Origin of the sequence: Cohaesibacter gelatinilyticus (assembly GCF_900215605.1) — a bacterium.
Classification (GTDB): Bacteria; Pseudomonadota; Alphaproteobacteria; order Rhizobiales; family Cohaesibacteraceae; genus Cohaesibacter; species Cohaesibacter gelatinilyticus.
In genome coordinates this window covers 209,136-223,143 of the sequence record NZ_OBEL01000006.1, presented here as the reverse complement: position 1 = coordinate 223,143, position 14,008 = coordinate 209,136, and the positions used below count along the sequence as shown (strand labels likewise).

The window sequence follows — 14,008 nt, the reverse complement described above, 5'->3', positions numbered from 1 at the left end:
CAATGCTCCATTGGCTGGCCGACAGTTGGATGAAAATCTGCCTGTCCGGCTGGCTGTCGGAGTTTTTTGTTTTTGTATCCTTCAAAAGTGAATCGGGCTAGATTGCTCATTCGTCAAATGCTTGATGTCTGAGAAATTCCGAGAGGCCCGATTGTCGTTCCTTCTTCCCTTACTGCTTGCTCTTGTTGCCTTTAGTTTTGGTCTGGGGCTTGTTTTGCCGCTCGTCAGTATGGATAAATTGCTTCTTTTTACCGAGACGCCGTCCCTGCTATCGATCCTGATGGGACTTTGGCAGGATGGTGAGCCGGTCCTGGCCGGGATTGTGGGACTGTTCTCGCTTGTTTTTCCCAGTGGCAAGATCTTGCTACTTCATTATATCGCTTACAAGGGACGGGTTGGGCGCGGGCGCTCCATTGCTCTTCTTGGGTTGACCAGCAAATGGTCGATGATGGATGTGCTGTTGGTTGCTCTGGTTGTCTTTTCAGCCAAGACATCCGGCTTGGCGACGGCGTCGGTCTTGCCTGGGCTATGGTTCTACGCCTTCGCGACACTTGGCTCTGCTTTTGCAGCCATGATGATCAAACGATAGGATATCAAAACAAGTTTACCTCGGTTGTCTGTCATTCAATAAGGACTTTGTCTCTGAGGTGGGGTGAGTTGGGTATCAATTTCGATGCCATTGATGCCTTTGATGTTGCGGGCGATTATGAAATTCCACTTCAAGCCAAGCTGTTGGCTCGGAGTGGCGAGTATGATGCCATCATCGCTTGCGCTCTGGTCGTAGATGAAGGCATCTATCGACATGACTTTGTGGCGACTGCAGTGATTGATGGTGTGACTCGCGCGCAGCTGGATAGCGGTGTGCCTGTTCTCTCGGTTACTTCGACCCCATATCACTTTCATGGGCATGATGGGCATCTGACTTACTGCTCCCGCCATTTTGTGACCAATGGAGCGGAAACCGCTGAAGCGTGCATGACGACGCTTGGAAATTTGCCAGTGGTCAAGATATGGGTTGGATAAGCTCGGAATATCTGGGATTTGAACCTATATGGTGCCAACTGTTTTCAATCTTACACGTGTATGAACTTCGCTCTGGCTTAGGACCGTTGTGTGTGCACGGAAACGTTCGATGATCGAGCGAACATAGGGGCGAGTGCCTGGAGAGGTTAGCAAAACCGGGATTTCTCCCATCTGTGCCGCATCTTCAAAGGCATCACGAACCAATCCGACGAACTCCTGCAGTTTGCTGGGAGCCATGGCGAGTTGCTTTTCATCACCATCTCCAATCAAGGCAGACGCAAATTCCTGCTCCCATACGGGAGAGAGAGTGATGATGGGCAGATAACCGCCTGGTGCCTGATGGGAAGCGCAGATTTGCAGGGACAGTCGTGAACGTACATGCTCTGTCATGGCTTGCACGGAGCGCGTAAAGCCCGAGGCGTCGGCAATTCCTTCCAGAATGGAACTCAGATCGCGAATGGAAATACGCTCTTCCAGGAGACTTTGCAGCACACGCTGGATGCCGGAAATGGTGATCTGGCTTGGAACAATATCATCGACCAGTTTCTTCTGTTCATCTGGCAATTCGTCCAGCAATCCTTGAACCACACCATAAGAGAGCAGTTCAGACATATTGGCTTTGATGATCTCGGTCAGGTGAGTGGAAATGACGGTAGCCGGGTCGACCACGGTCAGGCCGAGAATAGCGGCTTCCTCACGCAAGGATGCATCAATCCAGGTAGCTGGCAGACCAAAGGTTGGTTCGGTTGTTTGGGCTCCGGGTAATGAAATCGGTGCGCCGGTTGGATCCATGCTCATGAATTGACCCGGATAAACCACGCCCCGGCCCACTTCCACTTCCTTGACTTTCAGGACATAGTCGTTGCCTTGCAATTGGACATTATCCAGAATGCGTACAGCTGGCATGACAAAACCCATCTCGGATGCCAGTTGACGACGAAGCGCCTTGATCTGTTCAGTCAGCAGTTCGGACCCTTCGCCATTGGCCATGGAGATCAGGCCATAACCCAGTTCAAGGCGTAATTCGTCCATTTTGAGGACCTGACTGATTGGTTCCTCGCTTGGTGGGGCTGCTTCTTCCAGAGTCTCCTGTTGCTGTTGGATGATCTGTTGAGCGACTTCTTCCTTTTGCTTTTGGCTCGAGCGATAGGCCATATAACCGGCACCGCCTGCCAGAGCCAGAAACGGCATGGCTGGCATACCCGGCAAGAAGGCCATGACGACCATGACTGCCGAGGACATGCCCAGTGCTTTTGGATAGCCTGAAAGCTGCTCTACCATGGCGCGGTCGGCGGAGCCGGAAACGCCAGCTTTTGACACCAACATACCAGCGGCAGTGGAGACGATAAGAGCGGGAATCTGGGATACCAGACCATCGCCGATTGTCAGCAGAGTATACGCTTCTGCCGCGTCACCAAAGGCCATTTCCTTTTGCGCCACGCCGATAATGATACCACCCAGGACATTGATGAATGTGATGACGAGACCGGCGATGGCATCGCCGCGTACGAACTTTGATGCACCATCCATGGCACCAAAGAAAGAGCTTTCATCGGAGAGATCCTTACGGCGCTTTTTGGCTTCCTGATCGTCAATGAGGCCTGCGGACAAATCTGCGTCGATTGCCATTTGTTTGCCGGGCATGGCATCCAGGGTGAAGCGGGCAGCCACTTCGGCAATACGACCGGAACCCTTGGTGATCACAACAAAGTTCACGGTAACCAAGATGGCAAAGACAATCACCCCGATGACGAAATTGCCACGCGTGATGAAGGCTCCAAAAGCCTCGATGACATTACCTGCGGCGCTAGAGCCTTCATGCCCATAAGCCAGAATCAGACGGGTGGATGCGAGGTTCAGTGCCAGCCGCAACATGGTGGCGACGAGAAGGACGGTTGGAAAAGCGGAGAATTCCAATGGTGCGCGAATGAAGAGCGCCGTCATCAGAATGAGGATGGAAAAAATGATGGAAACTGCCAGAAACATGTCCAGCATGAAACCTGGCATTGGCAGGATCATCACCACCAAAATCACCATCACTCCGATGGCAAGACCCAGATCTCCACGCCGTAAAACGTCAATTGCGTTGGCAATATGACTGCCAAAGGAAGGGCCGGATGGTGCACTCAGGCCAGCCTCAACTGGTGCGTCTCCTCCATCACCTGGAGGGGCGCTGGCAGTCTCAGCCATCGGGGCCGTTGCGTCGCTCATGCCTTAAATCCTGTTTTGCTTTTCAAAGCGGGAATTCAGTGTTTGGTCGTGCTTGCCTTTCTCTTAGAAGACTCGTGCCTTAGCTGGCGATCTTTCCTTCTCCTGGTTGCGGGATATCCACGCCTTCTGATGCGTATTGGCGCAACTTGTTCCGCAATGTGCGGATGGAGATGCCAAGGATATTGGCTGCATGTGTGCGGTTGTCCAGGCAATGATCCAGCGTGTCGAGGATCAGATCCTGCTCGACTTCTGCCACTGTTCGTCCAACCATGGTGCGCGTTACACCTTCGGCGGCCATAACAGCTTGTGCAGCCGGGCCGCTGGCCATACCAATGATGGTTTGATCCATACGACTGCCATCAGGCATCCGAAGGGCTTCAGGGCCGATTTCGGTTCCGGTTGAGAGCAGCACCGCGCGATGCATGGTATTTTCCAGCTCACGGACATTGCCAGACCACTGATTGGCATGCAGGTGGCGTGTGCATTCCCCGCTTAGTTTACGTTGGGGTAGACCATTGGCTTGCGCATATTTATCGGCAAAATGGTTGGCAAGCACATCAATATCTTGCGGACGTTCACGAAGAGCCGGAATCTGCAGGTTGATAACGTTAAGCCGATAGAGCAAATCCTCGCGGAAGGTACCTGAACGTACTTCATCCGCCAGATTGCGGTTGGAAGTTGCGATGATGCGGATATCAACGGAGACAGATTGGGCACCACCGACGCGGTCGATCACACGTTCCTGAATGGCACGTAGAAGCTTGGCCTGCAAACGGATGTCCATTTCGGAAATCTCATCGAGCAACAAGGTACCGCCATTGGCTTCTTCGAATTTGCCGATCCGGCGGGCGATTGCACCGGTAAATGCCCCTTTTTCGTGACCGAATAACTCAGATTCCAGAAGATTATCCGGGATAGCGGCGCAATTGACCGACACAAAAGGTTTGGCCGCGCGTCGGGATTTTCCATGCAGATACCGGGCCAGTACTTCCTTGCCGGTACCGCTTTCGCCGGTGACCAGTACAGATGCGTCACTTGGTGCAATCTGATTGGCCAATTGCATGAGGCTCCCCATGGCTGGGTCGCGGAAAATCAGATTTCCCTGATCTTGGGAGACAGCTTCGAGAACAGCCGCAATGACGTCTGGATCGGGTGGAAGAGGGATGTATTCCTTGGCACCGGCACGAATGGCTTTCACCGCGGCTCGGGCATCATTTTCCACGCCACAGGCCACAACCGGAACTGTGATATGTTCGTTTTCGAGGGATTGGATCAAGTGAGCAATGTCGAGATTGACATCGACCATCATCAAGTCTGCCCCGCGACCAGCCCGCAAATGACTGAGGGCCAGTTGCATCGTTTCGGTATGAGAGACCTGGGCTCCGCGGTCCAAAGCGATTTTTGTCGCCATAGAGAGCTGGCCGTTCAATGATCCTGCAATGAGAAGGCGCATAATGTTTCTCCTGGCTTACTTATCAGCTTTGATAATTTCGGTCATGGTCACGCCCAGCTTGTCTTCCACCAGCACCACTTCGCCACGGGCAACCAGTCGGGCATTCACATAAATATCCACGGCTTCCCCCACCTTGCGATCCAGCTCCAGTACATTGCCCACATCAAGATTGAGCAATTCATTGACAGGCATCTGGGCGCGACCAAGAACGGCTGAGACGCGAACCGGGACGTCGAAGACAGCTTCGAGATCAGCGGCATTTTTGGGGGAGGGCGTGCCATCTTCACCAGCTCCTGCCTGATCGACAGACATATCCTGTTCCTGCAAGTTCAAGCCGTCATTTTCTGGACTATCGCTCATTGTGGCTCTCCTTGGGGTTGATCGGACTGGTCATGCGTTGCTGTTTCAAGATCCGGGTCAGGAGTGACATGATGATCTGTATCATGCGCTGCTGGTTCTGTTGTCATGGACATGTCTGGTTGGGATTCGCTCAACCCCTGTGGCATATCCAAATTTAAATCGGGTTCAGCAGTCTCAGCAGGTTTGTTCATTTCCAACTGATCCCCGTCAGAAAGCTCAGGCGTTTCCTGCTCATCGGGTGTAGTTTCTTCTGATGCTATCTCTGGTTCTGCCGAAATGTCTTCATTCGCATTGTCATCATCTTCTGTCTCGTCTTGCGGGATGTGCGCAAAATGTTGATCAAGCAACTCTTCTGCATGATGCATGGCGGCACGCATGTTGCGCCCAATTCCACCATCGTTCCATTCCACTTCGCAATCTCCTGGCGCCACGGCATCATCTTCCGTAATCATCAGCGAGCCCTCGAAACCCAGTTCCTTCATCTGATCTTGCGTTGTTTGTCGGATTTCATCAGCAAGACTGGAGTGCACACGGATGATCAAATGCGGGCTTTTGCGCAATGGTGCCAGAATCTGGTTTAGCAAGGCCTGTATTTCAGCTTTTGGCTCTTGCGCCACGAGCTTTTGCGCGAAACTGCTGGCGAAAGCAAAGGCAAGGTGGCTGGCATCGCGTTCCAGACGGGCAAGCAAGGTGCCGACCTCGGTATAGACCATGGCAATTTCATCGAGGATGGACTTTTGAAGCTCGGCACTCTTCTCCGCGGCGTTTTGCTCGCGCTCCTGACGACCATCAGCCAAACCTTGCTCATAGGCCTGTTGACGAATGGTTTCGATCAAGGCCTCATGTTCTGCAACTGTGATCATTGGCTCAGGAGGTTCTTCCTCAATGATTTCTTCTTCCACGACCTCTTCGATCTCAGGCTCGGGGGGAGCTGAGAAATTCAGATCAAAAAGGTAGCGGGCGGGCTGTGCCATCGAATTCAGTTCCTGAGGTCTTTGGGGTCGGTTCGTGTTGCGGGTTAGTATTTCAAATTATGCGTATTAGTAGATCAGTTCGTCTTCGCCATTGCCTTTGGCGATCATCAATTCGCCACGGGCTGCGAGATCTTTGGCGACATTGACCATGGTGCCCTGTGCTTCGTCCACGTCCTTGAGACGAACAGGGCCCATGGTTTCCATATCTTCCTGCAGCATGGCGGCTGCACGGGTGGACATGTTGCCAAAGAACAGCTCGCGAATGGTTTCGTTGGCGCCTTTGAGAGCCAGAGACAATGCGTCTTTTTCGACATTCTGGAGCAAGGTCTGAATGCCACCTGCGTCGAGCTTGGAGAGATCTTCGAAGGTGAACATGAGTTGCTTGATCTTTTCTGCGGATTCTCTGTTCTCTTCTTCGAGAGCTGCCAAAAGTCGTGCCTCTGTCTGGCGGTCGAAGTTGTTGAAGATGTCTGCCATCACCTCGTGAGCATCGCGACGAGAGGTGGTGGAAAGATTTGACATGAATTCCACGCGCAGGGTCTGCTCGACCTTTTGCAAGACTTCCTTTTGCACCGCTTCCATGGAGAGCATGCGATTGATAACCTCAAGTCCGAACTCTTCCGGCATGATGGACAGAACACGGGCTGCATGGTCCGATTTGATTTTGGAAAGAACCACGGCAACTGTCTGCGGATACTCGTTCTTCAGATAGTTGGCCAGAACATTTTCCTGAACATTGGAGAGTTTCTCCCACATGTTGCGACCAGCAGGCCCCCGAATTTCTTCCATGATCGTGCTGACACGGTCATTTGGCAGGAAGGATCGTAGTAGTTTCTCTGTCGAATCATAATTGCCGGTTACGCTGCCTTTAGAGGTCAGACGCGAGACGAATTCCACGATCAGGTCATCCAGCATATTAGGTGTGATGCCACCCAGTTTTGCCATTGCGATAGAGACCTGCTTGATCTCTATGTCGTCCAGACGCTTCCAGATTTCGGCACCATGCTCGTCGCCCAGTGCCAGAAGCAGCACTGCAGACTTTTCAGCACCATCGAGTTCGCGCTCTTCGTTGTCGATAGAGACGCCGCTATTGTTGCCCATTGTTGCAAGTGCATTGGCTGACATAGTGAAATCCTATGCTGCATCCTGAAGCCACAGCCGAACGATCTTGGCTGCTTCTTCAGGATTTTCTTCTACGAGTTCACCAACACGCAATAGAGTGTCGGCCTGCAAGGAGCCTTGCAATTGTGCATGCTCGATGGCTTTCATTGTCGGGTGAACTGGTTCTTCATTCTCAGGTGCAGGTACCATGTCGCCATCATCATTCAAGACCATAGGCTGGCCATCTGGCCCAATGACGATGCCTTCTTCGTTCTCTTGTTCCGGCTTTTCGAGCATGCGCTTCATCAACGGACGTACAACGAGGAACAGGACCAGAAGGGTCATGAGAAGAAGGATGCCGAGTTCGGCAAAGCGGATATAGTCATCCTTGGTGAAGGCAAAGAGCTCGTCGCCACTGTCGTCAAAGATGGTTTGTGGACCATCAGCGAACTGCATGTTGATGACTTCGACCTTGTCACCACGGGTTTGAACATAGCCAACTGCCGAACGCACCAGACTGGAAATCTGTTCAAGCTCTTCAGCACTTCTTGGTTTGTAGGTCAGCTCGCCTGTATCATTTTTCTCATATGTGCCATCTACCAGAACTGCAACAGAGAGACGTTTGACACGGCCACCCTGAACCACTTCGGTCGTGGTCTTGCGAGAGATTTCGTAATTGACAAGCTCTTCGGTAACGTCGGTTGCTTCCTGACGACCGGCCCCATTGCCGGTATTGTCGGCAGCGCCCGGGAGCTCATTGCCAACAGTTACGCCATCATTGCCTTCTTTTTCGTTGCTTTTTGCGGATTCCGAGCGGGTTTGAGTGGAGCGGATCACCTGACCGTCAGGATCAAAGGTATCGGATGTTTCGGTAACCTTGTTGAAATCGAGTTCTGCAGCGACTTCGATGCGGGCCCGACCATCTCCTACGATTTTGGCGATGATGTCCTCTACCTGATTGCGAAGTCGATTTTCCAGTTGCTGAGTTCGCTCGTCCATACGGGCGGAGAGATAATTCTCGTCATTGCCGCGACCAGATGCCAGCAAACGACCCTTGGCATCAATGATCGTCACATTTTCCGGATTCAGACCCTCAACGGCAGAACCAACCAGATGCTGGATTGCCTGTATCTGGGTTTGTCCCAGATTGCCCTGTAATTTGACAGCGATGGACGCAGAGGGTGGTTTCTGATCCCGTTTGAAAAGCTGGCGTTTGGGAAGAACCAGATGAACACGCGCTTGGCGAACATTGCGAATGGTGCGAATGGAGCGGGCAAGCTCACCTTCCAGCGCGCGCAGATGATTGACATTCTGCACGAAGGACGTGGTGCCAAGTGTTTCGCTCTTGTCGAAGATTTCATAACCGACATTGCCGCCCGCAGGCAGGCCGCTCTCTGCCAGCTGCATGCGCAGGCGCAGGATCTGGTCTTTCGGTGCCAGGATGACAGCGCCTTCCTGACGGATCTCGTGCTTTACATTTTGCGCTTCCAGCAATTTTGTGATCTGGATGGAATCTTCAAAAGCAAGGTCGGTATAGAGCGGTGAGAGGGTCGGTTCGGAGACGCGCATCATGATAAAGGCAAAGAAGCCAACGAGTACGGCTGTGACCACACCCATTGCTGCCAGTCTTACTGGTCCCAGCGTCTTGAAAAATTCTGTCAGTGCGTTCACGCCAGTCGCCCTTTGTGCCTTTTCGGCCTTACCCAAATCACTAGGCAATATTTTCCTAGCGATTGGTTAACAAGGTGTTAAGGAAATGGTTAACGAGTGGTTAACACTTTGTGGTGCACGACCTTTTCCGCTCAAATTGGTATGAAAAAAACGACTCACAGGGTCGTTTATCCCCTTTTTATCTATGGAGAAGCGAAATTTGAGGCGAAGAATGGAGCCAATTTTTCCCCAGAAGTGGAGATTGGCTCAAATGATCATGACTGATTTGCCAGGTCTGATCGGGCCGGCTGTTGAGTGAGGGTGCTTGGCGTCGGAAAGAGATAAACATTTGACGGGCAATAAAAAAGGCCGGCGCTTTTTTACGCCGACCTTTTGAGATTTTCTGGTTGGTCAGGTTGCCCTGCCTCCCAATATGCCTCAGCGATATTGCTGGACCCGTGTTGCACGCAGACCCGCCAGACCGTGTTGGTCGATGGAACTCTGCCAGCTAAGGAATTCCTCAACTGTCAGCGTATATTTCTGACACGCTTCTTCCAGGCTCAACAAGCCACCGCGTACTGCGGCAACGACTTCAGCCTTGCGCCGGATCACCCACCGACGAGTATTCTCGGGTGGTAGATCTGCTATGGTCAACGGGGACCCATCGGGGCCGATGACATATTTTACTCTAGCACGTGTTTGATCGGTCATTGTACTCTCACACTCAACCTGACCTCATCGAAGTTGAGAATAGAACAATGCCTTTAAAAAAGACCTAAGCCTCTGGAAACACTTTGGTAATGAATCGGAATGCGAAATGCGAGTGATCTTGCATATTGCCAATAAGTCGCGGAAATGATGACTTTTATCGCTTTTGAAGCCGTTAAAAGCCTCTTAACCATAACGAAAAGTCGTGCAAATTGCGCTTGAAGTGCCTTAACTGCCGCTGGTTTGGGCGATGGATTTTACCTGCGACATTGCGATGGCCTGGCCGCCGATGATGAGAAGAGGATTGGAACTGCTCACATCGACCTTATCGACCGTTCCGGTCTGATCGGTTGTTGCTGCAACGTTGTTTCCGCTGGTATCCAGTGCGTCGATCTGAATGGAATAGGTACCAGGTGCCATTCGGACACCTGCACTATTCTTGCCATTCCATTCATAGGTCTGAGCGCCGGATTTGAACTCCACGCCCTGTTTGACCGTTACTACCTGACCTGATGCATTGCGAATGGTTACTGTACCCTTGGCATCCGATGGCATATCGAATTTGTAAGTCAATGTACCGCCGCTTGTCAGATTGCCTTTGGATCCGTCAATGGTGACGGTCTTGCCTACAAAGTTCAGACTGTTCAAGGCATTGTTGGCAGCGGACATAGCTACCAGATTTTCCATTTGCTGGTTGGCCTTGATCTGCTGTTCGACGCTGGAATATTGTACCAATTGTTCGGTGAACTGGTTGGCATCCATCGGGTCGAGCGGGCTTTGGTTCTTCAGCTGTGTGGTCAGAAGGGTGAGGAATGTCTCATAATTGCCGACCAGTCCGGCCTGATCCTTCTGTGCTGTTCCCTGTGTGCCGGCTGATACGCCACCAACTGCAGTCATGGTTTAATCCCTTCCGGCTTAGATGACCAAATTGACGCCATCTGTGGCGACGTAATTCTGTGCAAGTGCGCCATTGACCGGCGCTTCCGTTGCTGCATCTGTGTTGTCGGCTCTGTCAGACGATGAAGAGTAAATGTCATCGTCCGACTGGTTCTGTTGCTCTGCCCATTGCTGATTTTGATCCCCCTGGTCCATCAAAGAGAATTCCAGACCCTTGTCTTCAAGCTGCAAACCGCTTTGTTGCAGCGTGCGTTCCAGCATTCGCTGATCGCGCATCAGGAAGTCCATGGTTTCGGGGCGCTCGACAAAAAGATGCGCTCGAGCCTGACCGTCAGAGCCAATGGTCAATTTTACATCGATCTTGCCCAGTTCAGCTGGATCCAGTCGAATCTCGAAGCGATTTTCTCCGCCACGTACATGGCGAGATATCTGGGCGGCGATGGCTTGGGCATTTGCCAAACTGGCGGAGGTGGGCAGATTGCCTGTCTTGGCAAAGGCATCAAACCCGGTCAAACGAACGCTTCTGTCCTGAGACATGGAGTTTGAGAGATCCATCTCTACAGTTGGATCGAACAGATCATTCGCACCATCCATATCGGTCATTTGGCCTGCATCTGCTTTGACCCCAGCCATTAGTTCAGAGAAAATGGCTCCCTTGGGAGCGCGCAACTTGGCCAACTGTTCCTGACGATCATTGACCGTTGGCGCTGATTTATCAGATCTGGCGTCCGTCCGGATTTCCGACTTGGCAATATCAGATGGATTGTCTTCACTGGTCGCTTGTTTCTGATCAGGATCGCTTGCTGCGCGCTGTGCTGCCAGGGCTTCCTTGCTCTGGGTAGCAGGTGTTGTTCCTTCACTGGAACTTTGAGCAAGCGCAGATTGGGATTGTGTGTTCTGGTTCGTGGCGTCCGTAGTTGCCTGGGTGTTCTGTGTTGGAGTCGGCGTTGGTTTTGCTGACTGCTCTGTTACTTGCTCAATGTCTGCTTTGACAAGTTGATCATCTGACAAGTTGGCAGTGTCAGTTGCGTGAACAGCTGGTTGTTCGGTATCTGAAGCGTGAGTTCTGGCTGACTGTTCAACTGACTGCTGAGCTGGTTCTTGTGCTTTTGCTAATATTGACTGCTCTTCCTTGTCAGTCACATTTGCATCCGGCCTGTCCGAGATAGCGTCACCATTTTGCGAGATGGCTTCTGCATTAGAATCCGTCACCTGCTCCGCAGCAATGGTTTTGTTGCCGGATTTGGTGCCAGGGACATTCTGTTGGCTCTGGTCGTCATTTTTGAATGCTTTTGTAGTTTTGTTCGGAGCAACAATGCCAGCTTCCGTCACTGTTTTGGTGCTGGTAATCTCAGCGTCGATCACTGGCTGGCCTTTGCCCTCAGTGCCAATTGCTGCGTCTTCCTTGCCGTTTCCTATTTTGACGGTACCCAATTCTGCTTCGGACTTTTCACCGGTTTGGATAAGTTGCTTTGTGAGTTTCGGATCAATTTCACCCTCAGCGTCCGTTGCCGGGACCTTGGCAGTTTCGTTGCCAATGGATTCTATCTGAGCAGCAATGTCTGCCAGAGTGGTATGGTCTTTGCCGGTTTTCACCGGTGTTTCATCCTCAACCTTCGGGGCCGCACTATCCATCAATAGCGCAGAACCAGTTTTATTCTTATCGTCGCGCTTGTTGGCAACCTGCTCCAAGAGTTGCCAATTGGTCAGATTGGCAATTTCCGCAGGCACTTCGGATTTGGACTCTGGTGCTTCCTGGGTGGCTTGGTCAGCAGCTGGTTTTTTGACAGATATGGACTGATCGGCAGCAATTGGCCCGCCATCTGGCTTGGGATTTTGGGCGTGCTGATCCGAATTGACGCTGGCCTGTCTGTCGCTATTTGCATGAGGCTTGGCAGGCGCATCGCTTTTTCCGGGTTGTGTTGACGACCGATCAGAGTTGCGTGATGCTCGCTCATCGGCTTGGACTTTATCCATTTCCCGTTCAAACTTGCGCATATCATCAGCCGAAGACTGCCCGTTTGTTGGCAACTTTCCTTTGGCAGGGGGAGGGCTCTCCACTACAGGCAAGACAGAATACTGAGCGACCATATTTTTCCTCGTACATGAGTTCACCCATATCCTATTCAAGGATCGTGCCAAGTTTTTGAATTTTCAGAAAGGCTGATTTCTGCTGATTTTGGGGATGTGACTTCGAAGCTGTGAGGGCCAAGGCGGTGAAAAACTGCCTGCTTGAGGCAATTCTTGCCGGGTCAAATGCGTTTTTTTACTCAAAATCTCCAGTTTGGGGTTTGGTGTTTTCGATCAATACCTATATAAAGGCGGAAAATAAGCCGACAGATCGGAACTGACCATTCCGGTTCAAGCAGTCGAGGACCAGTGCTGTTGTTGGTGAGATGAGAGATGGAATCTGTTTATGTCAAACAGTCTTGATTTACCTGGTCGCCCAGAAGATACCCGTGTTGTTGTTGCTATGTCCGGCGGAGTGGATAGCTCCGTTACAGCCGCTTTGTTGAAGCAGCAGGGGTATGATGTCATCGGCGTCACATTGCAGCTTTATGATCATGGCAAAGCCATGCATCGGGCTGGTGCTTGTTGTGCAGGACAGGATATTCAGGATGCAAAGCGTGTTGCCGAGCATCTGGGTATCCCTCACTATGTGCTGGACTATGAAAGCCGCTTCAAGGAAGCGGTCATTGATCGGTTTGCCGAGAGCTATCTGGCTGGCGAAACCCCAGTGCCTTGCGTCGCTTGTAACCAGACCGTCAAATTTCAGGATTTGCTCGAGACTGCCAAGGAATTTGGCGCTGATGTGATGGCGACTGGCCACTATATTACATCTCGTCAGAAAGGAAATCGCCGGGTTCTTTATCGCCCGACCGATGAAGATCGTGATCAGAGTTATTTCCTGTTTGCTACGACACAAGAGCAGATCGACTTCTTGCGCTTCCCGCTTGGTGGTATGCCAAAACCGGAAGCCCGTGCGTTGGCCCGTGAACTTGGTTTGAGCGTTGCGGACAAGCAGGATAGTCAGGATATCTGCTTCGTTCCGACTGGAAAATATACCGATGTGATTGAACGTTTGCATCCTGGCGCTGCTGAACCTGGTGATATTGTTCATATTGATGGACGTGTTCTGGGCCAACATAAAGGTATTATCCGCTACACTGTTGGTCAGCGCCGTGGTCTGGGTGTTTCTGCAGGCGAACCATTGTTTGTCGTCAAACTGGATGCGGAAAAGAAGCAAGTTATCGTCGGTCCACGTGAAGCATTGGCAACACGTCGTCTGAAGCTGCGTGAAGTAAACTGGTTGGGTCCTATCGATGTGTCCGAGATTCCGGAAAAGGGTCTGGAGATTTATGCCAAAGTTCGCTCAACCCGTCCTCCGAAGGCCGCACTATTGCATGTGACCGATGATGGAGGGTTCGAGGTCGAACTTCTGGATGGTGAGGAAGGTGTCGCGCCAGGTCAGGCTTGTGTCTTCTATGACAGTGTTGATAAGGAGTCCGAACTCTGGGGTGGCGGCTGGATTGCCAGTACCAAGTCCGTGGCTCAAATTCGTCAACCGTCCAATGTGCAAGATGCGATCAATGCTTGATCATAAATGGTCCCATTGATTATGAAAAAGCCG

The 14,008-nt window shown here is 51.7% G+C and carries 12 protein-coding genes; 3 read left to right on the top strand and 9 right to left on the bottom strand.

The annotated features are described in order from the left end of the window. The first annotated feature begins 124 nt into the window (after nt 1–124). Entirely contained in the window at nt 125–589 is a 465-nt protein-coding gene (locus CRO57_RS20600) for a paraquat-inducible protein A (RefSeq protein ID WP_244580172.1), read from the top strand. 68 nt (nt 590–657) lie between these two features. Beyond that, nucleotides 658–1,023, top strand: a complete 366-nt coding sequence (locus CRO57_RS20595) for a 6,7-dimethyl-8-ribityllumazine synthase (protein ID WP_244580171.1) — start codon at nt 658–660, stop codon at nt 1,021–1,023. A gap of 24 nt (nt 1,024–1,047) precedes the next feature. On the opposite strand, the gene flhA is transcribed toward CRO57_RS20595, so the two are convergent. The 9 genes from flhA to CRO57_RS20550 form a co-directional block, all read right to left on the bottom strand. Then, nucleotides 1,048–3,213, bottom strand: coding sequence for a flagellar biosynthesis protein FlhA (flhA, locus tag CRO57_RS20590; protein ID WP_097155493.1), 2,166 nt, complete (start codon nt 3,211–3,213; stop codon nt 1,048–1,050). A 100-nt stretch (nt 3,214–3,313) separates the two neighbouring features. Then, nucleotides 3,314–4,687: a sigma-54-dependent transcriptional regulator FlbD gene (gene flbD, locus CRO57_RS20585; protein WP_097155388.1), complete on the bottom strand. Its 1,374-nt coding sequence runs from the start codon at nt 4,685–4,687 to the stop codon at nt 3,314–3,316. A gap of 15 nt (nt 4,688–4,702) precedes the next feature. Then, a complete protein-coding gene (fliN, locus tag CRO57_RS20580; RefSeq protein ID WP_097155387.1) occupies nt 4,703–5,047 on the bottom strand; it encodes a flagellar motor switch protein FliN in 345 nt (114 codons plus the stop codon). After that, the gene (locus CRO57_RS20575) at nt 5,044–6,021 is read right to left on the bottom strand and encodes a FliH/SctL family protein (RefSeq protein ID WP_097155386.1); all 978 of its coding nucleotides are present in this window, start codon (nt 6,019–6,021) and stop codon (nt 5,044–5,046) included. The genes fliN and CRO57_RS20575 overlap by 4 nt, the downstream gene beginning before the upstream one ends. Nucleotides 6,022–6,087: 66 nt before the next feature. Beyond that, nucleotides 6,088–7,146, bottom strand: a complete 1,059-nt coding sequence (gene fliG, locus CRO57_RS20570) for a flagellar motor switch protein FliG (RefSeq protein WP_097155385.1) — start codon at nt 7,144–7,146, stop codon at nt 6,088–6,090. A 9-nt stretch (nt 7,147–7,155) separates the two neighbouring features. Beyond that, complete coding sequence (gene fliF, locus CRO57_RS20565; RefSeq protein ID WP_342068290.1) at nt 7,156–8,841, bottom strand: flagellar basal-body MS-ring/collar protein FliF; 1,686 nt, start codon at nt 8,839–8,841, stop codon at nt 7,156–7,158. Nucleotides 8,842–9,210: 369 nt separating this feature from the next. Beyond that, nucleotides 9,211–9,483, bottom strand: a complete 273-nt coding sequence (gene sciP / locus CRO57_RS20560) for a CtrA inhibitor SciP (protein ID WP_097155384.1) — start codon at nt 9,481–9,483, stop codon at nt 9,211–9,213. A gap of 225 nt (nt 9,484–9,708) precedes the next feature. After that, nucleotides 9,709–10,377, bottom strand: a complete 669-nt coding sequence (locus CRO57_RS20555) for a flagellar hook assembly protein FlgD (RefSeq protein WP_097155383.1) — start codon at nt 10,375–10,377, stop codon at nt 9,709–9,711. Nucleotides 10,378–10,395: 18 nt separating this feature from the next. Continuing rightward, nucleotides 10,396–12,468, bottom strand: a complete 2,073-nt coding sequence (locus CRO57_RS20550; RefSeq protein ID WP_097155382.1) for a flagellar hook-length control protein FliK — start codon at nt 12,466–12,468, stop codon at nt 10,396–10,398. 325 nt (nt 12,469–12,793) lie between these two features. Here CRO57_RS20550 and mnmA point away from each other — a divergent pair, with 325 nt between their 5' ends. Continuing rightward, nucleotides 12,794–13,975 carry a tRNA 2-thiouridine(34) synthase MnmA gene (gene mnmA / locus CRO57_RS20545; protein ID WP_097155381.1) on the top strand — a complete coding sequence of 394 codons (1,182 nt, stop codon included), beginning with the start codon at nt 12,794–12,796 and terminating at the stop codon, nt 13,973–13,975. The last annotated feature ends 33 nt before the right edge of the window (nt 13,976–14,008 follow it).